This window comes from Pedobacter sp. AC163 (assembly GCF_979258665.1).
This window is the reverse complement of record NZ_OZ409872.1, coordinates 3431855-3453107: the sequence shown is the minus strand read 5'-3', so window position 1 is coordinate 3453107 and position 21253 is coordinate 3431855. Positions and strand designations below refer to the sequence as shown.

18 protein-coding genes and 1 tRNA gene are annotated in these 21253 nt (G+C 37.9%); 16 read left to right on the top strand and 3 right to left on the bottom strand.

Translation table 11 applies throughout. The features are described 5' to 3' along the window. Positions 1–106: 106 nt before the first annotated feature. The 3 genes from ACZZZK_RS14885 to ACZZZK_RS14875 all read right to left on the bottom strand — a co-directional run bounded on the left by ACZZZK_RS14885 (position 107) and on the right by ACZZZK_RS14875 (position 2250). On the bottom strand, positions 107–1438 hold the full coding sequence (locus ACZZZK_RS14885) for a sigma-54-dependent transcriptional regulator (protein ID WP_463484824.1): 1332 nt from the start codon (positions 1436–1438) through the stop codon (positions 107–109). Between the two features lie 68 nt (positions 1439–1506). Further along, positions 1507–1821, bottom strand: coding sequence for a hypothetical protein (locus ACZZZK_RS14880; RefSeq protein ID WP_265799702.1), 315 nt, complete (start codon positions 1819–1821; stop codon positions 1507–1509). A 114-nt stretch (positions 1822–1935) separates the two neighbouring features. Next, positions 1936–2250, bottom strand: a complete 315-nt coding sequence (locus tag ACZZZK_RS14875; protein WP_056087216.1) for a hypothetical protein — start codon at positions 2248–2250, stop codon at positions 1936–1938. Between the two features lie 671 nt (positions 2251–2921). On the opposite strand from ACZZZK_RS14875, the gene ACZZZK_RS14870 reads away from it, so the two are divergent. The 16 genes from ACZZZK_RS14870 (at position 2922) to ruvA (ending at position 21242) form a co-directional block, all read left to right on the top strand. Continuing rightward, positions 2922–2994: transfer RNA gene (locus tag ACZZZK_RS14870), tRNA-Thr, on the top strand. 121 nt (positions 2995–3115) lie between these two features. Next, complete coding sequence (locus tag ACZZZK_RS14865; protein WP_463484823.1) at positions 3116–4282, top strand: amidohydrolase family protein; 1167 nt, start codon at positions 3116–3118, stop codon at positions 4280–4282. 3 nt (positions 4283–4285) lie between these two features. Continuing rightward, positions 4286–5242, top strand: coding sequence for an NAD(P)H-dependent flavin oxidoreductase (locus ACZZZK_RS14860; RefSeq protein ID WP_463484822.1), 957 nt, complete (start codon positions 4286–4288; stop codon positions 5240–5242). Between the two features lie 39 nt (positions 5243–5281). Then, the gene (locus tag ACZZZK_RS14855) at positions 5282–5566 is read left to right on the top strand and encodes an acylphosphatase (protein ID WP_463484821.1); all 285 of its coding nucleotides are present in this window, start codon (positions 5282–5284) and stop codon (positions 5564–5566) included. Between the two features lie 138 nt (positions 5567–5704). Continuing rightward, a complete protein-coding gene (locus ACZZZK_RS14850; RefSeq protein ID WP_265799696.1) occupies positions 5705–7189 on the top strand; it encodes a lipopolysaccharide biosynthesis protein in 1485 nt (494 codons plus the stop codon). A gap of 50 nt (positions 7190–7239) precedes the next feature. After that, complete coding sequence (gene dut, locus ACZZZK_RS14845) at positions 7240–7674, top strand: dUTP diphosphatase (protein ID WP_463484820.1); 435 nt, start codon at positions 7240–7242, stop codon at positions 7672–7674. Positions 7675–7749: 75 nt separating this feature from the next. Next, on the top strand, positions 7750–9444 hold the full coding sequence (locus ACZZZK_RS14840) for a tetratricopeptide repeat protein (RefSeq protein WP_463484819.1): 1695 nt from the start codon (positions 7750–7752) through the stop codon (positions 9442–9444). Further along, positions 9422–10213 carry a lipoprotein insertase outer membrane protein LolB1 gene (lolB1, locus tag ACZZZK_RS14835; protein WP_463484818.1) on the top strand — a complete coding sequence of 264 codons (792 nt, stop codon included), beginning with the start codon at positions 9422–9424 and terminating at the stop codon, positions 10211–10213. Before ACZZZK_RS14840 ends, lolB1 begins: the two co-directional genes overlap by 23 nt. 121 nt (positions 10214–10334) lie before the next feature. Continuing rightward, positions 10335–11639 (top strand): murein hydrolase activator EnvC family protein, encoded by a 1305-nt coding sequence (locus ACZZZK_RS14830; protein ID WP_463484817.1) that lies wholly within the window; start codon positions 10335–10337, stop codon positions 11637–11639. 46 nt (positions 11640–11685) lie between these two features. Then, the gene (locus ACZZZK_RS14825; RefSeq protein ID WP_463484816.1) at positions 11686–12048 is read left to right on the top strand and encodes a Sec-independent protein translocase subunit TatA/TatB; all 363 of its coding nucleotides are present in this window, start codon (positions 11686–11688) and stop codon (positions 12046–12048) included. An 11-nt stretch (positions 12049–12059) separates the two neighbouring features. Beyond that, positions 12060–12260, top strand: coding sequence for a Sec-independent protein translocase subunit TatA/TatB (locus tag ACZZZK_RS14820; protein ID WP_200926302.1), 201 nt, complete (start codon positions 12060–12062; stop codon positions 12258–12260). 18 nt (positions 12261–12278) lie between these two features. Next, positions 12279–13700, top strand: a complete 1422-nt coding sequence (gene gatA / locus ACZZZK_RS14815) for an Asp-tRNA(Asn)/Glu-tRNA(Gln) amidotransferase subunit GatA (protein ID WP_463484815.1) — start codon at positions 12279–12281, stop codon at positions 13698–13700. 170 nt (positions 13701–13870) lie between these two features. Beyond that, the gene (locus ACZZZK_RS14810) at positions 13871–15274 is read left to right on the top strand and encodes a lytic transglycosylase domain-containing protein (protein WP_463484814.1); all 1404 of its coding nucleotides are present in this window, start codon (positions 13871–13873) and stop codon (positions 15272–15274) included. Positions 15275–15392: 118 nt separating this feature from the next. After that, positions 15393–17921 carry a phosphocholine-specific phospholipase C gene (locus tag ACZZZK_RS14805; protein WP_463484813.1) on the top strand — a complete coding sequence of 843 codons (2529 nt, stop codon included), beginning with the start codon at positions 15393–15395 and terminating at the stop codon, positions 17919–17921. 336 nt (positions 17922–18257) lie between these two features. Beyond that, positions 18258–20576 (top strand): NADP-dependent malic enzyme, encoded by a 2319-nt coding sequence (locus ACZZZK_RS14800; RefSeq protein WP_463484812.1) that lies wholly within the window; start codon positions 18258–18260, stop codon positions 20574–20576. Positions 20577–20657: 81 nt separating this feature from the next. Continuing rightward, positions 20658–21242 carry a Holliday junction branch migration protein RuvA gene (gene ruvA / locus ACZZZK_RS14795; RefSeq protein WP_463484811.1) on the top strand — a complete coding sequence of 195 codons (585 nt, stop codon included), beginning with the start codon at positions 20658–20660 and terminating at the stop codon, positions 21240–21242. Positions 21243–21253: the final 11 nt, after the last annotated feature.

The following is a 21253-nucleotide window of genomic DNA, read 5'->3' as shown; positions in this document are numbered from 1 at the left end:
AAGGCTAAACAAATGAGGTTCAACTCACTTTCTATTAAATCCCTCTCTTCAAGGAGAGGACCGCACAGAAAAACAAAAACCTTTACCTTTAATAGGATGAGGTCTTCTATTCAATCCCATACCTTTCCATTTTAGCATAAAGCGTTTTCCTATCGATATTGAGCATTTTTGCTGCCTTACTTTTATTATGTTTCGCCTTGATCAAAGTTTCGGAGATAAGCATCTTTTCATTCTGCTCATTTACCGCTTTCAAATCTGATGAGCTGCCAGGCAGGGTTTGTTGGTTAACCGCCAGCATCATTTCATCTGGCAAAGCAGTAACCTGCGCAACATCGCCGGGCGTTAATAAAACCATGCGCTTAATTACATTGCTCAATTCACGCAAGTTTCCTGGCCAATCGTAATTCAGCAATAAAGATTTTGCTTCTGTAGAAACGCTTTTCACATTTCTATCCAAATCTCTATTTGATAAACTTATAAAATGATTGATGAATAGCTCCAAATCACCAGCTCGATCTCTTAAAGCAGGTAGTTGAATCTTAAACTCATTTAAGCGGTGATACAAATCCTCTCTAAATTCACCACCAGAAATGCTGTTTAATAAATCGTCGTTTGTGGCGGTAATTATGCGAACGTCAACTGCAATTTGTTTAGTACTGCCTAAAGGTTGAATAACACGTTCTTGCAAAGCTCGAAGTAACTTAATCTGGACTTCGTAGCTCAAATTCCCAACCTCATCTAAAAATAAAGTGCCTCCATTGGCAGCTTCAAACTGGCCCTTTTTATCGTTTAAGGCACCAGTAAAGGCTCCTTTCACATGGCCAAATAATTCGCTTGCCGCTAAATCTTTTGACAAAGCACCGCAATCAATAGCCACAAAAGGTTTGTCGGCTCTCTTGCTTTGTTGATGCAATGTTCGGGCAGCAAATTCTTTACCTGTTCCGCTTTCACCTTGAATAATTACCGACATATCAGTCGGTGCAACCAACGCAATGTGCTCATATAACCGATCAGCCGTTGCGCTTTTGCCTCTTATAAAATCAGAATCCGTTGACTCAATTTTAGTCTCTTTTAAATCCTTTTTGGTTAAAGAATTTTTGATAACCATTAAAAGTTCATCAGGGTTAACAGGCTTTGTAATATAATCGAAGGCGCCCATCTGCATAGATTTTACAGCGGTTCGCACATCATTAAAACTCGTCATTACCACAATTGGAGTAGATAAGCCCAAATTTCTGGAGTGTGTAATCACTTCAAAACCAATTCCATCGGGCAACCGATAATCAATTAAAAACAAATCAAATGTTTGATTTTCGATCAGTTTAAAAGATTGTTTAATATGGGTTACGAGTGTAACCTCGTGATTGTTTTTCGTTAAAAAACCTTCAAGTAATTGAGCAAATGTAGTATCATCTTCTAAAATCAGGATTTTCGCCATATACAAAAATAAGAAAAGCCAGACAAAGTCTGGCCATTCTTGTACTAGGTAGATGTAATAATTGGGATTTATTGAACCGGTTTACCATCTTTGTCAATTTTCACAGAACCTGTTTCTGCTTCTTTTTTAACATTGATTAGGTAATATTCTTTTGCGCCTTCTTTAACCGACCAAGCTTCAGTTGCGGTCCAACCTTTGTAAGCATCAGACTTTAATGCTGTTGTAACTGGCTCTGGAAGTTCTTCCAATTTAACTGGAGTTTTTACTGCGCTATCTTGAACTGCAACAATTGCAGCATTTTTAATTGTATTTACTTCACTCGCTTGTACTGCTGAGAATCCTGCAAATGCTAAGAACGCAGCTGATAATATTAACTTTTTCATGGTTTTTTAATTTTAATGTGTTGAAACTGCAAAAGCAATTTCATGGTTCTGGTTTAAATATGCGCAACCCAGAGGCTGCGCTTTTTGTTGATTATGCCTTATTTAGGGCAAATATTATTGAACTGGCTTACCGTCTTTGTCGATTTTTACAGAACCAGTTTCTGCTTCTTTTTTAACGTTAATTAAATAGTACTCTTTTGCACCTTCTTTAACCGACCATGCTTCAGTTGCTGTCCAACCTTTATAAGCATCAGATTTTAAAGCGGTTGTTACTGGCTCAGGTAATTCTTCCAATTTTACTGGAGTTTTAACTGCGCTATCTTGAACTGCAACAATTGCAGTGTTTTTGATTGAGTTTACTTCACTTGCTTGTACTGCTGAGAACCCTGCGAACGCTAAGAATGTAGCTGATAAAATGAACTTTTTCATAGTATATGATTTTTAAAATTTAATATGTGTAACAATACTTGCTATTGTTTCATAATGATGCCAAAGCTGGCACAGATATATAAATCACTTATTTTCAGAATATTAGATGTGTGCCGTAAAATAAATGTTGTGGAGTTTCTCCACACATTGGGGGTAATCACTACAACTCCAGTATAAATATCAAGAGAAACTGTATAATTGACGTAGATATTTGATTTGGAAAGCAAGCGCAGAAGCTATTTTTAAAGTTCGCCCCGCTGATGCTTCAAGCACCGAAAAAACCTGTGCGAACATGCAAGCACAAATAAAGTAATCATAAATACAGATGCTTAAATCGCTGGCTTTCCGCGTATATCGGGTTTATTTTACTGCTGTTTGTGCATACTAAATAAAACCACCCCCAGCCCCTCCTTGAAAATAAGGAGGGGAGCGCTGTTCAATAGTTCAAGAAATAGTTTAGAGATACCGACACCAAGATGTGCTGTTTAATAGCTCATGAAATGATGGAAACATACCGCCACTAAGATCTTTGAAGAAACTAAAATAATCACTGTCCAGCTTCCCTCCTAATTTAGGAGGGGCAAGGGGTGGTTAATCTATAAGCAACATTTTTTTTCCAGAAAATTTTTTATCAAAAGAATATTTTTTCTATACTTGCAGCCCGATAAAAAGCCTCCTTAGCTCAGCTGGTAGAGCAACTGACTTGTAATCAGTAGGTCATTGGTTCGATTCCGATAGGAGGCTCTTTTTATTTTCAAATTGTAGGTTACGATATGATACTTTGTCAAAATCCTTACTTTTCACCACAGCATTTTAGTCATCACTAGATCATAAATTCGTAGCGCAAAAATCTTAAATTCGCTGCATGCTAAAATACATTTCAGCCGATTGGATTTTCCCTGTAAATATTCCACCAATAAAAAACGGAGTAGTTGCAGTTAATCATGATGGCGAAATAACGGGAATCTTCACAGCAGCAGCCGTCGAAAATCTTAATGTAGAGATTGAAAAACATAGGGGCACAATCGTTCCAGGGTTCATCAACACCCATTGCCATTTAGAACTTTCGCACATGTTGGGCCTAATTCCAGAGCATACGGGCTTGGTAGAGTTTGTGCAGTGCATTATTAAAAGCAGGCAAGCTAACCCCGAACAGATGAGCACGGCGATGGAAAACGCCGATAAACAAATGCTTGAAAATGGAATTGTTGCCGTTGGCGATATCTCCAACCAAATTTCCTCCAAAGAAATAAAGCAAAACAGCAAAATTTATTACCACACTTTTGTGGAGGCTATGGGCTTTAATCCAGATAGGGCAAACGCCATCATGGATTATACAACAGCAATAAAAAACGAGTTTTCGCCATTACCGGCATCAGTTGTTCCGCATGCACCATATTCCGTTTCACCAGAACTATTTACTTTAATTAATACTGTCGCAGAAAAAGAGAATGCATTGATCAGCATTCACAACCAAGAAACTGTAAATGAAAATTCGTTTTTTCAAGATAAAACAGGTGGCTTTCTGTCACTCTATAAATTTTTAGGTCTAGATATTCAATTTTTCAAAGCAACCGGAAAAACTTCTTTGCAAAGTTGGCTGCCGTACATTAAAAAGCAAAAAACACTTCTCGTACACAATACCGTTTCAAACAAAGCAGATATTGAATTTGCGAAACAAAATCACCCAGATTTATATTGGTGCCTTTGTCCGCAGGCCAATTTATACATCGAAAATTCATTGCCTGATGTTGATCTACTCATCTCAGAAAATGTAAAAATCACCTTGGGTACCGATAGTTTGGCAAGCAACCATCAGTTGAATATTTTAGCGGAAATGAAAACCTTGCAAAAGCATAAAAATATTGCTTTTGATAAACTACTTCTTTGGGCAACGCTCAATGGAGCCGAGTTTTTAAATTTAAACACACACTTGGGAAGCATCGAGATTGGTAAAAAGCCAGGTCTTAATCTGATTCAGTTGTCAAATAATTTTATAATTGAAAGTGATCAAGTAATTAAACTCGTTTAACTAATGAACCCAATCTGCAAACTTTTCAATATAAAATATCCCATTATCCAGGCCGGAATGGTTTGGTGTAGTGGCTGGAAACTGGCATCTGCAGTTTCAAATGCTGGCGGTTTAGGTATTATCGGCGCTGGCTCCATGTATCCTGAAATACTACGGGAGCATATCCGGAAATGCAAACTCGCAACAGACAAACCTTTCGGTGTTAACATTCCTTTATTATACCCAAACATTCAGCAAATTATTGATATTGTAATAGAAGAAGGGGTGAAAATCATTTTTTCTTCGGCTGGTAACCCTGCCACGTGGACAAGCATTTTAAAAGAAAAAGGGATTACCGTTGTACACGTTATTTCAAATACGAAATTTGCCTTGAAAGCCCAGGAGGCTGGTGTAGATGCTATCGTGGCAGAGGGGTTCGAAGCCGGCGGACATAACGGTCGTGAGGAAACCACTACCATGTGTTTAATTCCCATGATTAAGGCTGCCGTAGCTATTCCTGTAATTGCTGCCGGTGGCATTGCAAGTGGAAAATCAATGTTGGCTGCTTTTGCACTTGGCGCCGATGCCGTTCAAATCGGTTCTGCTTTCGCCATTGCAGAAGAGTCATCTGCGCATCCATCATTTAAACAAAGAATAATCTCTGCAGCAGAGGGCGATACCAAACTCGCGATGAAAAAACTCGTTCCGGTAAGGCTATTAAAAAATGAATTTGCTGAAGCCGTTTCACAGGCTGAGGCTGAGGGTGCAGATAAAAATTTTTTGGTAGAGTTGCTAGGAAAAGCCAGAGCCAAACTTGGGATGTTTGAGGGCGATATGGAAAAAGGAGAGCTCGAAATCGGACAAATATCAGCGATGCTCAATGAAATCAAAGCCGCCAAACAGATTTTGGAGGAGATTTGGGAGGAATTTCTAGTTGGATTAAAGCAATTAAATGATTTGCATAATCAAATAAAGCATTAAAAAGCTTTGTTAACTTTGCAGCTCGAACACTTACATCAAATGAAACACATCAATATAAAGGTAACTGGAAAAGTGCAAGGCGTATTTTTTAGGGCAAGCACCAAAGCAGTCGCCGACCAAATGGGAATAAAGGGTTTTGTTAAGAATGAGAAAGACGGCTCGGTTTATATTGAGGCAGAAGCGGAGCAGTTTATCCTCGAACCCTTTATAGATTGGTGTAAGGAAGGTCCTGATAAATCTCTTGTGGATGATGTTCAAGTAAGTGAAGGAGAACTTAAAAATTTTAAGAACTTCGAAGTGGTTAAAAAGAATTTGCTTTGGTAAGGAGATTGACGATTTCGGATTGACGAATTACGATTTCAAACCTAAATCAGCTAAATTTACGCATAGTTATTAATCGATTTTTCTTTTAGAAAACCAAACGTTTCAATCTAAAACCTAAAATCCAAAATCTGAAAGCAATTGTCAGTATATAAAAAGTTTCTTGGGCAAACCATGGTTTATGGTATTAGTACCATTCTCTCGCGTTTGTTTAACTTCATTTTAACGCCAATTTACACAACGGTTTTTGCTCCTGGCGTGTATGGTGTTTTTACCAAAATGTTCAGTTATGTATCAATCATTAATCCAATTTTGGCTTTTGGAATGGAAACTACCTTTTTTAGGTATTTGAACAAACATGAGGACAAAAAAGAAGAGGTTTATAACAATAGCTTTATCGTCATCGCCTTCCTATCTACGCTGTTTTTAATCACAGCACTTGTTTTCTCTGATTTTTTGGCCAAGTATACGCTAAATGGAAATATCTCAGGCTTTGCAGATCAAAAATCATATATACACTTATTCGCATGGATCTTATTCGTTGATGCTATAAGTGTAATTCCTTTTGCAAAACTGAGAGCTGATGGAAAGCCATTTAGATATAGCGTGATTAAATTTACCAATATTGGTACTTTTATCGGTCTTAACTTGGTATTTATTTTTGTTATTCCGTTTTTGATAAAAAATGGAATACTCGATGAATGGCTGAACAGCTGGTATAAAGGAAGATGGGTTGGTTATGTTTTTGTGGCCAATCTAATTGCGAGCCTGGTTACGTTGCTTATGCTCTTACCACAATTCGCAGCCCTTCGGTTAAAATTTAACAAACAACTTTTCTACAATATGTTTGGCTATAGCTGGCCAGTTTTGGTGGCTAATTTATCTTTCATCATTAATGAAAATCTCGATAAGATTTTACTTGGTAAATATTTGCCCAACAACATTGCTAATCATGATGTAGGTATTTATGGTGCAGTATGTAAACTAGCTGTTTTCATTAGCATCTTTAATACAGCTTTCAGGTTGGGTGCAGAACCGTTTTTCTTTAGTCACGCTAAAAATGAAAATGCCAAACAAACGTATGCTACCATTTTATATTATTTTGTATTGGCATTATCAATCTTGTTTCTGGGGCTCACAGCTAATATCGAAATCATAAAACACTTCATCAATTCAAGGTATTGGTCTGGTTTAGATGCGGTTCCTGTTTTGCTATTTGGTTATGTATGTTTAGGCATATACATGAACTTATCGGTTTGGTATAGGCTATCCGATCAAACGCGATATGGTTTATATATATCATTAGTAGGAGCTGTTTTCACCATTGTGATGAATATCATTCTCATTCCGAAATATAGCTATATGGGATCTGCATGGGTATCTATGTTCGCCTATTTTATTATCATGGTTATTTCATACTGGCTGGGCCAAAAACATTACCCCATCCCGTATAAATTAAAGTCGATGGCAATCTATATACTGGTCTCCATTGTATCAGTGGGCTTATCGTTTTGGGTATTCAATCGTAACATCTATATTGGTAACACCATCCTATTGCTATTTCTTCTTGGAATATTCTATTTTGAAAAGGACAATGTAAAAAAGCTTTTAAGAAAGACAGCTTAAGTTATTACATCAAGAATGATATGCTAGTGGTATAGTTTTAACCTATAAATATGAACATAAAAATCATCAATAAATCCGAACATCCGCTGCCGCAATACGAAACAGCTCATGCTGCGGGAATGGATATGAGAGCATCAATTACAGAAGATATTATACTTAAACCTTTACAACGCCAGCTTATTTCGACAGGTTTGTATATCGAATTGCCAGTTGGTTACGAAGCCCAGATTCGTCCGAGAAGTGGCTTGGCATATAAACATGGAATCAGCATTGTCAATTCACCAGGAACAATTGATGCTGATTATCGTGGAGAGCTAAAAGTTTTATTGGTTAATTTATCAGATACTGAATTCAAAATCGTTAATGGAGATAGAATAGCACAAATGGTTATTGCGAAGCATGAAACAATTGAGTGGCAAGCGGTTAATGAATTAGGCGAAACCTTGAGAGGCGAAGGTGGTTACGGCCATACTGGCAAAGGCTAATGATAGAATTAGAGGATGATACATTGAGTGAATCAGGAGTTTAGTTGAACATTCATTCACTCAAAATTCAATTTTATGAATAAAACATATCTTTTTCTTGCGGCAATTATTTTAAACTTAAATGCTTTTGGGCAGATGCCTGTTGTATCTAATGCGGCAAGAGATAGCAATGCTGTAAAGCAATTGTTTTTTGCCGGTTTACGAGAAAAAATGTCGGATAATTATTTGCTCGCTGCCACTAATTTCAACAAGCTTGTTGGTTTAGATGCGAACAACCATGCTGCCTATTTTGAATTGGCCAATGCCAATATTCGTTTGGATAAATTAGCCGAGGCAGAACAGAATATTAAACAAGCCATCAAGTTAAATGGCAATAACCCATGGTATTACCGCACCTTAGGCGAGGTTTATAAACGCAGCAACAAAATGCCCGAATTGGTCGAGGTATTTTCACAATTAATTCGCCTCGACCCTGAAAATGACGCCTATTATTTCGATAAAGCAAATGCACTTTATTTATCCAATAAAACAGAGGACGCTAAAAAAGTTTACGATCAAATTGAAACAAAATTTGGAGAATCAAGAGATCTGATCACCGCCAGAAGAAGAGTACAATCAAACGGAAATACCTCAGAAAGTGATATTGTTAAACTGTTGGAAGGTAACCAAGCCGATGTAAAAAACTACCTCTATGCTGCGGGCCTCTTACTGCAAAAAGGCAATGATCCGGAAGCATTGAAAGTTTTGTTGAAAGCACATCAATTAGCGCCTGAAAATTTCGAAGTTAATTTAGCCCTTGCTGATATTTATCGTAAGCAAAAGAATGATGAAGCTGCTTTTTCATCTCTTAAACTGGCCTTCGGCAGTTCAGATATGCCTTTAACAGAAAAAGTAAAAATTGTATCGGCACTTTTTCAAAAAATAAATGAGCCGATCGTAGCGAAAAGCCTGACTGATTTAACCAAAATTGTTGCCGAACAAAATCCAAAAGATGCCAAAGCATTAGCTTTATATGGCGATGTACTGTATCAACAAAATAAGTTAAGAGAAGCACTGGTTCAATACCAGGAAGCGTTAAAGCTGAATGAACAAATTTATGCTGTTTGGGAACAGGTGATCAACATTCAATCCTTAATTGGGCACTATGCCGAAGCGGTAAAAGTGGGTGATGAAGCATTAACAATTTATCCAAACCAGGCCAGTTTATATTACTACATCGCTTATGCCTTGTGTAAAACAGGGAAGTTCGAAGCTGCTTTGAACAATCTTAAAACAGCATTACAGCTTGACACAGATAACAAGAGTTTACAAGCACAATCTTATGCGCTTCAGGGTGATATCCACATCAGCCAAAACAATTTTAATCAGGCAAAAATAGCTTTTGAAAAAGCAATTGCTACAGAGCCTGATAATTATCTCATCATGAATAATTATGCCTATTATCTGGCATTAAAAAATGATGATCTATCAAAAGCGGCGCAGTATGCAGAAACTGCCGCTAATGCAATGCCAACAAATTCATCGGTTGCAGATACTTATGCCTTTATCTTATTTAAGCAGCAAAAGTATGAACTGGCAAAAACCTGGATCGAAAAAGCCCTGCAAAACAATACAGATAAGAATAGTGTTTACTTGGAGCATTACGGAGATATCTTGTTTATGAAGGGCGAAAAAGATGCGGCTTTAGTACAATGGCAAAAGGCAAAAGATGCCGGAAATGCAAGTGAAGTTCTAATAAAAAAAATTAATGAAAAGAAATATTTTAAATAGCGCACTTATAATAAGTACAATTTGTTTTGCAACGGCTTGTAAGCCTAAAAAAGAAATTATTACAGCACCCACAAAGCCAGTAGAAACTCCTGCTGACAACACCAAAGCGGAAGCTTTATCGGCCATCAGCGATAAACAGTTGAAATTTAATACCCTTTCATTAAAAGCAAAGGCAACATTAAACATCTCTGGCGATGCAAATGATGTGACCATGAACTTTAAAATGAAAGACAAGGAGACTATTTGGGTAAGCATTACGGCTTTAGGTGGATTAGCAGAAGTTGCAAGGGCATTAATTACACCAGATAGCATCAAAATTATGAACAGGCTAAAGAGTGAGTATATTAAAAAGCCTTTCAGCTATATTTACACTTTTACCAACAAACAAGTTAATTTTAATACGCTTCAAAGCATTTTAACAGGAAATGCCATGGGCGAGTTTTTGACGCCGCAATCGGATGTTAAACAGGAAAATGGCGTTTGGGTAGTTTCAGGCAGGAAACAAGAACTTGATTATCGGTTGCTTTTTAATACGCTTTTGAAGGTTTCTGAAACGAATTTAAATGATTCGAAAAATGGACAGGCACTAAAAGTTAACTATACCGACTACCAAAAGTTGAACGAATCTCTTTTCCCAAGTGCACTTCAAATCAATACCTTATCTGGTGCGAAAAAAATCAACATCGATTTACAATATGTGAAAATTGATGGCAATGTTCCAGTTGATTTTCCGTTTAGTGTTCCAAAGAGGTACACAGTTATTAAATAGGATTTGGAGTGATCCAAAATTCCATGAAGAATAAGTGAAGATCGTTAAATGCGCCATTTTAATGGTTTAAGTATCTCAATTTTAATGTATTTTCCTATAAAATTTTTATACTTTTGGCTCAATGAAGCTACACAAACTCGTATTTATTCTGTTATTAAGCGGTTTTGCCTTTTCTGCGCTTGCGCAAACTGAAAGTCAATTAAGAAGGAAAAAAGAAGCTATACAGCGTGAAATTGAACAGCTCCAAAAAAATCTAAACAAAACTGCAAGCGGTAAAAAGCTTACGCTGCAGCAGATAAACGGCATTAATGCGCAAATCCGGTTGCGTCAGGAGAAAATAGGTACTATTAATTCTGAAATTAAAAACCTCGATAATCAAATCTCTCAGAACACAAATACCGTACATACTTTACAAGGTCAATTAGGCGATCTTAAAAAAGAGTATGCAGGCATGATTCGTTTTGCGCAAAGGAATAGAAATTCGTATGATAAAATGATGTTCATTTTTGCTTCAAAAGATTTCAATCAAGCTTACAAACGCATTAAATATTTACAACAATTCAGTCAATACCGTAAAAAACAGGCTGGATATATCGAAAATACGCAACAAGATCTTAACGGAAAGATCAGAGTTTTGGATAAAACTTTAAGAGAGAAAAGTGAGCTCCTGAAAGAACAGGAAAGAGAGAGAGAACGTTTAGGCAAAGATAAAAGCCAACAATCTGCCGTCCTTGGGAAATTAAGTAAACAAGAAAAGCAATTTGCGCAGGACATTGCTTCGAGACGAAGACAGCAAAAACAAATTGATGCCGCCATTAGTGCAGCCATTCAACGGGCAATTGAAGCTGCCAAGAGAAAGGCAGCAGAAGAAGCGAGAGTAGCTGCTGCTAAACGTGCTGCAGAAGAAAAAGCAGCTGCGGATAAGGCACGGGCGGAAAACAGACCTGCACCAGCCGCAACTAAAGCACCTGCAGTGAAAGAAAAAACCACCAGCGAGGCCTTAACGGCAACGCCAGAAGCTGCTCGTTTATCAGCAGGTTTTGAAGGAAATAGAGGGCGACTGCCATGGCCTGTTGCAACAGGTACAGTTACAGAACGTTTTGGTTTGCATAAGGTGGATCAGGCATCGTACACTAATGATGGTATTGATATTACCACTGCCGATGGCGCTGCAGTAAGGGCAGTTTTCGCGGGAAAAGTTTTGTTGGTTCAGTACATTCAAGGTCGAGGAGTTGTTATTATCATGCACGGTGAATATATTACTGTTTACCAAAATTTGAGAAATGTATCCGTTAGTACCGGAAATAACGTTGAGACCAAGCAAACGATTGGAGTGGTGGCCAATACCGGTGATGACGCAATTTTGAAATTCCAGGTTAGACGAGGCAACAGTGTATTAAATCCAGAGGCCTGGATTAGTAAATAAAGAAGACAGTTATAAATTGTATATATTTGTATAAAATAGATTAGTGATGTATCAAGGCACGTTATTAGAGTTTTTAAACATGGGTGGATCAGAGATCATACTCATTTTAGTGGTGGTTCTTTTGTTATTTGGAGGTAAAAAATTACCCGAACTGGCAAGAGGATTGGGAAAAGGAATCAGAGAGTTTAAAGATGCATCTGATGGTGTTAAGCGTGAAATTCATAGAAATATAAATGCCATGGACCTGGATAAAGAGGAAGCGGAAGAAACCGTTGCCAACAATAATAACGAACGCCATCACCCAACAGATGAAACTCCTGAAGAGGAAAAAGCGGGTCCGAATTTGACGAAAAATCATCCTTCAGTTAATCCCATTGATGAAACAGTAACTGACAATCAAAAAGCTTAAACAAAAAAGTTATGTTAAATACAACAATAGCAGCAATGCTTGGAACACCAGAAATTATCATTATCGCGGTAGTGGTTTTGTTATTGTTTGGTGGTAAAAAAATTCCTGAACTGATGAGAGGGTTAGGAAAAGGTGTTAAAGAATTTAAAGATGGTAAAGATGGCGTTGATGGAGAACAAGTAGATCCGTCTAACCGTGATAAAACTATTTAATTGAAAAGAAGTTAAGTTTTGAAGAAATACAGCTCTCTTAAAGAGATCCAAACGCTCATTTCGCAGAAGCAATTAACTTTAACCGATTTATTGGCTTATTATTTTAAGCAAATTAATGAAAATGAACACCTCAATGCATTCAACGAGGTGTTTTTTTATTCGGCAGAAGTTCAGGCAAAAGCGGTACAACAGAAGATAGAAAATGGAACAGCAGGAAAACTTGCTGGAATGGTAATTGGAATAAAAGATAATATCTGTTATAAAGACCACGTCGTTACTGCATCTTCAAAAATGCTCGATGGTTTCGTATCTCCCTATTCGGCCACTGTTGTTCAAAGATTATTACAAGAAGACGCCGTAATTATAGGGCGTTTAAATTGCGATGAATTTGCCATGGGTGGATCTAATGAGACTTCCTATTTCGGACCTGCGAAAAACGCTGCCAATCCCGAATTGGTTCCAGGAGGTTCATCTGGCGGTTCGGCTGTTGCTGTTCAGGCCGATATGTGTTTAGCGGCATTGGGTACCGATACCGGTGGTTCTGTACGTCAGCCCGCAGCCTTTTGTGGCCAAATTGGCTTGAAACCTACCTACGGTAGAATTTCCAGATATGGTGTTATTGCTTATGCATCCTCTTTCGATCAGGTTGGACCAATTACTTCTTCTGTTGAAGATACAGCGTTATTATTAGAAGTATTAGCGGGTGCAGATGATTACGATTCAACTGTTTCTCCGCTTGAAGTACCAAATTATCCCGCTCATTTATCGGATAGTAGAAAACAAAAAATTGCTGTTTTAAAAGAAACCATTGAGAGCGATGCGCTTGATCTGGAAATTAAATCGGCAATATTAAGTTCAATTGAAGATTTAAAATCGCAAGGCCATACGGTGGATTATGTTTCATTTGATCTTCTAGATTATCTTGTTCCTGCGTATTACATTTTAACCACGGCAGAAGCCTCATCCAACCTTTCTCGTTATGATGGTGTTCATTATGGTCATCGCAATACCGAAGCAAAATCGTTAACAGAACTTTATAAATTGTCTAGGGCTGAGGGTTTTGGCGATGAAGTTAAGAAACGAATTTTGTTAGGGACATTCGTTTTAAGTGCTGGCTATTATGATGCTTATTATCAAAAAGCGCAGCAAGTCCGCAGGTTAATTAGAGAAAAATTGGATCTTTTGTTTGAAGAATATGATTTAATTCTATCGCCAGTTGCCCCAACCGTAGCCTTCGAAATCGGAGACAATGTACAAGATGCGTTGGTGATGTATATGGCCGATATTTTCACCGTTTTGCCTTCGTTAAGTGGCAACCCTGCAATTGCTCTACCGTTAGGCAATAATAAAGCAGGTTTGCCGTTAAGTATTCAATTTATAGCCAAACATTTTGATGAAGCTAAACTTCTGGCTTTCTCTAAGGCATTTTTATCCAATTAATCTGACATTGAATATTCGATTTCAGAATTGATCATTGCAATTACAGTTTAGGTAAAAGGCTTGTAATTAAATTTAAGCAATGGTATTGTTAACTTCTGGCGGGCAGTATCACATCGCTAGAACAGGCATTGGTTTTTAACTATTATCAATGCTGAATAAACCAATAGCCCATGATTAAAAAATTACTTTTTGCATCTCTTCTTTGTCTTCCAGCATTTATCTTCCCAACATTTGCGCAGCAAATATTAAAATTAGATAGCATCCCTAAGAAGCAAAACAATATCTTCATCAATACAGATACCGTAGCTGTTCCCTCCATATACGAAAACCCATTGTTGATGGGGCAAAACTATATTTACAAGCTCAGGTTAGATTCTATTGTTAAAACCGTACCACTTCCTTATAACGAATACGTACAGCAATACATCGATATTTATGCTAAACGTAAAGATATGTTTGGCAAAATGATGGGACTATCCAACTACTATTTTCCAATTTTTGAAAAGGCCTTAAAGGATTTTGAAATTCCGCAGGAAATAAAATACCTCACCATTGTAGAATCACAGATGAATCCACATGCCATTTCAAGAGTGGGCGCCACTGGCATTTGGCAATTTATGTTCGGTACCGGAAAAGCTTACGGTTTAAAAATGGATAATTTTGTCGATGAGCGAAAAGATCCTATCCAAGCCAGCTATGCTGCAGCACAGTATTTTAGAGATGCATACGAAGAACTAGGAGACTGGCTTTTAGCCATTGCGGCTTACAATTGCGGCAAGGGGAATGTAACCCGGGCCATGATTAAAGCAAACTCAAGAGATTTTTGGGAAATCAGACAATTCCTGCCAAAAGAAACCAGAAATTATGTACCAGCATTTATAGCTGCAGTTTACGTGATGAATTACGCGAAGCATCACCAAATTAATGCTCAGGCTTGTAATATGTTTCTGAAAACCGATACCGTTCAAACGAGTCGTTTTGTCTCCTTAAGCAGCTTGGCACAAGCTCTGAATGTTGATGAAACCTCACTTTTTGCCTTAAACCCATCGTACAAAAAGAAAATTGTAAATGGTACGGAAGAGGAGCCCAAGCGCATAATAATGCCTAAGCTTAGGGATATTGATTATGCCAATGTTTATGAGGTATTGTACAACACCGATTTAGATGTCAACATGCAAGTGGTACAAGCCAGTACGGATGATGCAAGAGATTTGCGTAAAAAGGCCGTTAAACCATTTTCATCAAATACGGTGGTATACCACAAAGTTTCCGCAGGTCAAACGCTTACAGCAGTTGCCAATAAATATGGCGTAGAAGTGCAGGACTTAAGAGTATGGAACGGTTTGAAAAGTAGAACTATCGTTCCTGGTCAAAGGCTCAAAGTGTTCGCCAAAAATCGTGTTCAGCTTAAAGCACCTGTTTCTTATTCGAGTTACAAGGTGAAAACCGGTGATACCTTATCAGAGATTGCAGAAAAGTTTAATGGAGCAACGGTGCAAAGCATTAGGCGTGATAATAAACTCAGCAAAGCTGGTTTACAGGCTGGTATGATTTTGAAGATCAGCAAGGGCTAGTTAAATTATAAACGAAACATCTCTGTAACATTATCATCGATTCACATATAATTAACTTTCTCTTTATTTACATAATGTTAAAATAACTTTAATTTGCTTAAAATTATTTTAACATATCATGGATACCAGAAGAGAATTTCTCCGTAAATCTTTACTGCTTTCAGGCGCAACAGGATTAGCATCCGTTATGCCTTCATCAATTCAAAAAGCATTTGCAATCGATCCGGCTCCGGGAAGTACTTTTCTAGATGCCGAGCATGTGGTGATCCTGATGCAGGAAAATAGATCTTTCGACCATACATTTGGAAGTTTACAAGGCGTTCGCGGTTTTAATGATCCGAGAGCGGTTACATTACCCAACCAAAAGCCAGTTTGGTTTCAAACTGATGCTGTGGGCAACACTTATGCCCCATTTCGTTTAAATATTAAAGATACCAAGGTAACCTGGATGGGCTCATTGCCACATTCAAGAGCCAGTCAGGTTGACGCCTATAATGAAGGCAAATACGATAAATGGTTAATTGCTAAAAAGCCAGGCAATAAAAACTATGCACACATGCCGCTCACTTTAGGGCACTATGTACGCGAAGATTTGCCTTTCAATTACGCTTTGGCAGATGCCTTTACCATTTGTGATCAAAACTTCTGCTCGGGCATGACGAGCACTACGCCAAACAGGTCTTTCTTCTGGACGGGAAAAATCACCCATGAGGAAAATGGCATTTTAAAAGCAAACATCAGAAACGATGATTTCGCCTACGGAAAACATGTTTGGAAAACCTTTCCTGAATTATTGGAAGAGAACAAAATTGCCTGGAAGTTTTATCAAAATGAAACCAGTTGCGGCGGCGGTTTTAAAGGTGAGGAACGGGCTTGGCTGGCCAATTTCGGCTGTAACTTATTGGAGTTTTTCAAAGCTTATAATGTTAAGTTTAAAGATAAATATGTAGAAAACCTGCAAAAACTTGTTGATACGCTACCTGCGGAGATTAATAAACTGCAAGAAGAAAGCCCCTCAAGTGATGCGGCAGCGAAAAAAATCCAGAGTGATTTAAAAAATAAAATGAAAGCATTGGATGATGCCACTGCGGATTTAAAAACATGGAATGAAAAGAACTTTGCCAAATTAACAGATGAGGAGAAAAGTCTCTTTTATCGGGCTTTTGTGGTAAACAAGAACGACCCTAATTATAGAAGTATTTCTTCAATTAAATATGACGACAACGGCAAAGAAAGAGAAGTAACTGTTCCAAAAGGAGATGTTTTACATCAATTTAGAGCTGATGTAAACAGCGGCAAATTACCTACTGTTTCCTGGCTCGCCGGACCGCAAAATTTCTCCGATCACCCGAGTGCGCCTTGGTATGGTGCCTGGTTGGTATCGGAAGTGATGGACATCTTAACCAAAAACCCCGAAGTTTGGAAGAAAACCGTATTCATTGTAACTTATGATGAAAATGATGGCTACTACGATCATGTGGTTCCGTTTTCCATTCCCGACAATAATAAACCAGAAACCGGAAAAGTTTCTAAAGGCATTGATACCGAAGTGGAGCATGTGCGTTTGGCAAATGAGCTTAAACAAGGAGTACCAGAAAAGGGAGCCAGAGAAGCCCCGATTGGTTTGGGCTTTAGAGTGCCGATGCTGATTGCTTCGCCTTGGAGTAGAGGCGGCAAAGTAAATTCGCAGGTTTTTGACCATACTTCTACGCTACAATTTTTAGAAGAATTCGTTAACCGAAAATACAACAAGAACATCCGCATTGAAAATATTAGTGAATGGAGAAGAACGATTTGTGGAAACCTGACTTCTGCATTTACACCCTTCGATGCGGCTTCAGAGAAATTACCGTTTTTACAACGCGATGCTTTTGTTGAAACCATATTTAACGCAAAATTTAAGGAGGAACCTAAAATTTCAAAAGCTGTAACAGATGCCGACTTAAAAAATGTAGAATTGAACACGAATTTTGCCAATATAATGTCGCAGCAAGAAAAAGGTATCCGCAAGGCTTGTGCTTTACCTTATCAATTGGCCAGTGAGGGTGCACTTCTTGCGGATAAAAAAAGTTTCCAAATTAAAATGTCGGCCAGTACAAAGCTATTTGGTAAAGGTGCTGTTGGTGCACCCTTTACGGTGTATTCGCCAGCAAAATTTAAAGCTGGTGAGCAAGAACAAATTTGCAGAAATTGGAATTTCGCGGTCAAAGCCGATGATGAACTCACTTACAATTGGCCATTGGAAGCCTATGAGGATGAAAAATACCACTTGCGTTTAAACGGACCCAATGGATTTTTCCGTGAGTTTATGGGTACAGCAAACGATCCACTTTTAAGCATTTCGGCAGACCATGAGCTGAATCGCCTTACCAAAGTGCCAACAGGAAATATTAAGCTTCTAATAAAAAATGAGGGTTTGAAGGCGATAAGTTTCCAGGTGAACGACCTTGCTTATAAAAAAGGTACGATTAAGAAAACTATTGCAGCCAATGGTGAAGAAACAATAGTGTTGGATTTAAAGTCGAGTTTCGGCTGGTACGACTTTGAAATGACTGCTAACACATTTGATTCATTTGCGCAACGATTTGCAGGAAGAATAGAGACTGGCAAAGAAACCTATACCGATCCGCTGATGGGAAGAGTTTAGCTCATTTTAAACCTCGCAGGTTTTAAACCTGCGAGCTTGCTACTCGTAAACCAGAGTTTTATAGCACCATCTGTTGTTTTTAAACCTTATTGCAGCGATATCCTTTTTGTTGCATCAACATTCAAATTCAGCAGAGAAATGAACAAAAAGATTAAGCGAAAAGAAGGACTGACTATTTATTATTGCTTGTAACGTTGCTTTACAAATTATCTGTTTGTTATTATGTTCCAAATTGTTAGAAAATTTTAGCCTAATTCGAATTAATTATTTGCTTGGATATTATTTTCTGCCTAGTAAAAGAATTGTACCTTTGCGGCGTCACTAATAAGTTACGTAATGAGTAAAACCACTAGAAAGCAAGATGCGCTTGATTACCACTCGCAAGGCCGTCCGGGAAAGATACAAGTAGTACCTACAAAACCTACAAATTCGCAAAGAGACTTAACTCTTGCCTATTCTCCAGGCGTTGCAGAGCCATGTTTAAAAATTGCTGAGAATACAGAAGATGTTTATAAATATACCGCAAAAGGAAATCTTGTTGCGGTAATTAGTAATGGTACAGCCGTTTTAGGCTTAGGCGATATCGGTCCGGAAGCTGGCAAACCAGTAATGGAAGGCAAAGGTTTGCTATTTAAAATTTTTGCTGATATTGATGTGTTTGATTTAGAGTTAGATACCAAAAATGTTGATGATTTTGTTAAAATCGTTAAAGCTTTAGAGCCAACATTTGGTGGCGTTAACTTAGAAGATATTAAAGCGCCAGAATGTTTCGAAATCGAGCGTCGCTTGAAAGAGGAAATGAACATTCCGGTGATGCATGATGACCAACACGGTACAGCAATTATTTCTGCTGCAGCATTGTTAAACGCCTGCGAAATCATCAAGAAAAAAATGGACAAGATTAAAATTGTGGTTAACGGTGCTGGCGCCGCTGCAATTTCTTGTACTAAATTATATGTTTCTTTAGGTGCTAAAAAAGAGAATATCGTGATGTGCGATCGTTCTGGCGTAATCCGTAAAGACCGTGAAAAGCTCGATGCGATTAAAGCTGAGTTTGCTACTGACAGAAAAATCGATACTTTGGCCGAAGCCATGAAAGATTCTGATGTTTTCATCGGATTATCATCTGCTGATTGCGTAACTGTTGAGATGTTAAACTCGATGGCAAAAAACCCAATCGTGTTTGCAATGGCAAATCCGAATCCGGAAATTGCTTACGAATTGGCAATTAAAACGCGTAAAGATATTATTATGGCTACTGGCCGTTCTGATTATCCTAATCAGGTAAACAACGTTTTAGGTTTTCCATATATTTTCCGCGGTGCGCTTGATGTTCGTGCAACAAGCATTAACGAACCAATGAAAATTGCTGCCGTTAAAGCAATTGCCGAATTGGCGAAAAAATCGGTTCCTGAGGCGGTAAACTTAGCTTACAATGCCCGTAACCTTAAATTTGGTAAGGAATACATTATCCCAAAACCCGTAGATTTTAGGTTGATTACTGAAGTTTCTACTGCTGTAGCGAAAGCAGCAATTGAAAGTGGCGTAGCCCGTAAAATCATTACCGATTGGGATGCTTATAACGAAGAATTAAGAAAACGCTTAGGATTGGACGATGCCATTATGCGCTCGATTACAACCAAAGCTAAAATGGACCCTAAACGGGTAGTATTTGCTGAGGCAGACAACTATAAAATTTTAAAAGCTGCTCAAATTGTAAAGGATGATAATATTGCTATTCCGATCCTGTTAGGAAATAGAGAAAAAATTCAGGCCATTATTGATGAACATGCTTTAGAATTGGAAGGTGTAGAAATCATCGACCAAATGCAGAATCCTGAAAAAACGAAACTATACGCGGAATCACTATACAAAAAGCGTCAACGTAAAGGGATTTCATTAAACGATGCTACAAAATTATTGAGAGACCGTAATTATTACGGTGCATCGATGGTAGAATTTGGCGAAGCTGATGCCATGATTTCTGGTTTAACAAAAGATTACGGATCGACCATTAAACCTGCTTTACGAGTTATTGGTGTAGATCCAAGTGTAAAACGTGTGGCAGGAATGTACATGATGATGACTAAAAAAGGCCCGATCTTTTTTGGTGATACCACCGTTAACGTAGATCCGACTGCAGAAGAATTGGTAGATATTACGCTATTGCTTGATAAATCGGTAAAACAATTCAACATTAAACCTCGTATTGCATTATTATCGTATTCTAACTTTGGTTCGAATGATGGTGTAACGCCAAACAAGGTTAGAGAAACGGCCAGATTACTTCACAAAAACCATCCAGATGTGGTAGTTGATGGAGAAATGCAAGGAAACTTTGCTATCAATAACGATTTATTAAAAGAAAATTTCCCATTTAGTACACTTGCTAAAGAGCCTGCAAATACTTTGGTTTTCCCTAATTTAGAATCGGGTAACATTGCTTATAAACTGTTACAGGAACTTGGAGGTGCAGAAGCTGTTGGTCCTATTTTACTTGGATTAAACAAGCCTGTTCATATTGTTCAGTTAGGAAGTTCGGTGCGAGAAATCGTAAATATGGTTACTATTGCAGTAGTAGATGTTCAGGCTAAAGAAGAAATTGCCGATTCATCAAAACGAAAAGGTATATTTACAAAAACAAACAAAAAATAAACAGATTTCGGATGCTCACGGGTTTGGTCTAAAACTACAAGATCATGCTATTAAATCTAAAATCGTAAACTGTAAATCGAAATGTACGCCTATATTGATGGTAAATTGACGTTCAAAAACCCGGCATTTGTTGTGGTTGAAGCCGGAGGTATAGGCTATCATATTAACATTTCTTTAAACACATATAGCGCTTTGGGCGATGCAGAAAGGTGCAAATTGTACACCTGGCTACATGTAAAAGAAGATGCACATACATTATACGGCTTCGCCGATGAGGGCGAACGCCGTTTATTTTTACACCTCATATCCGTATCAGGAATTGGACCCAATACAGGAAGAATGATCTTATCTTCCATTACTCCAATTGAAATTCAAACAGCAATTGTTAAAGCAGATTACCCTCTAATACAGCGTATTAAGGGTTTAGGCGCAAAAACAGCGCAACGTTTGGTGTTGGAATTACAAGACAAGCTTAAAAAAGAAGGCGCAGATTCATTAATTTCTATGCCTCAACACAATACAGTGAAAGATGAAGCGTTATCTGCATTGGTAATGCTCGGATTCGCCAAACAAACAGCCGAAAAAACTATTGATCAGATTTTAAAAGGGACAGAAGGAACACTTTCGGTAGAGCAACTAATTAAACAAGCTTTAAAAAATTTATAGATCTAACGGCC

What these genes read in the sequence shown, in the direction of transcription:
- ACZZZK_RS14885 (WP_463484824.1), bottom strand. Translation starts at nt 1,438, where the DNA reads ATGGCGAAAATCCTGATTTTAGAAGATGATACTACATTTGCTCAATTA.
- ACZZZK_RS14880 (WP_265799702.1), bottom strand. Translation starts at nt 1,821, where the DNA reads ATGAAAAAGTTAATATTATCAGCTGCGTTCTTAGCATTTGCAGGATTC.
- ACZZZK_RS14875 (WP_056087216.1), bottom strand. Translation starts at nt 2,250, where the DNA reads ATGAAAAAGTTCATTTTATCAGCTACATTCTTAGCGTTCGCAGGGTTC.
- ACZZZK_RS14865 (WP_463484823.1), top strand. Translation starts at nt 3,116, where the DNA reads ATGCTAAAATACATTTCAGCCGATTGGATTTTCCCTGTAAATATTCCA.
- ACZZZK_RS14860 (WP_463484822.1), top strand. Translation starts at nt 4,286, where the DNA reads ATGAACCCAATCTGCAAACTTTTCAATATAAAATATCCCATTATCCAG.
- ACZZZK_RS14855 (WP_463484821.1), top strand. Translation starts at nt 5,282, where the DNA reads ATGAAACACATCAATATAAAGGTAACTGGAAAAGTGCAAGGCGTATTT.
- dut (WP_463484820.1), top strand. Translation starts at nt 7,240, where the DNA reads ATGAACATAAAAATCATCAATAAATCCGAACATCCGCTGCCGCAATAC.
- ACZZZK_RS14840 (WP_463484819.1), top strand. Translation starts at nt 7,750, where the DNA reads ATGAATAAAACATATCTTTTTCTTGCGGCAATTATTTTAAACTTAAAT.
- lolB1 (WP_463484818.1), top strand. Translation starts at nt 9,422, where the DNA reads ATGAAAAGAAATATTTTAAATAGCGCACTTATAATAAGTACAATTTGT.
- ACZZZK_RS14830 (WP_463484817.1), top strand. Translation starts at nt 10,335, where the DNA reads ATGAAGCTACACAAACTCGTATTTATTCTGTTATTAAGCGGTTTTGCC.
- ACZZZK_RS14825 (WP_463484816.1), top strand. Translation starts at nt 11,686, where the DNA reads ATGTATCAAGGCACGTTATTAGAGTTTTTAAACATGGGTGGATCAGAG.
- ACZZZK_RS14820 (WP_200926302.1), top strand. Translation starts at nt 12,060, where the DNA reads ATGTTAAATACAACAATAGCAGCAATGCTTGGAACACCAGAAATTATC.
- ACZZZK_RS14810 (WP_463484814.1), top strand. Translation starts at nt 13,871, where the DNA reads ATGATTAAAAAATTACTTTTTGCATCTCTTCTTTGTCTTCCAGCATTT.
- ACZZZK_RS14805 (WP_463484813.1), top strand. Translation starts at nt 15,393, where the DNA reads ATGGATACCAGAAGAGAATTTCTCCGTAAATCTTTACTGCTTTCAGGC.
- ACZZZK_RS14800 (WP_463484812.1), top strand. Translation starts at nt 18,258, where the DNA reads ATGAGTAAAACCACTAGAAAGCAAGATGCGCTTGATTACCACTCGCAA.
- ruvA (WP_463484811.1), top strand. Translation starts at nt 20,658, where the DNA reads ATGTACGCCTATATTGATGGTAAATTGACGTTCAAAAACCCGGCATTT.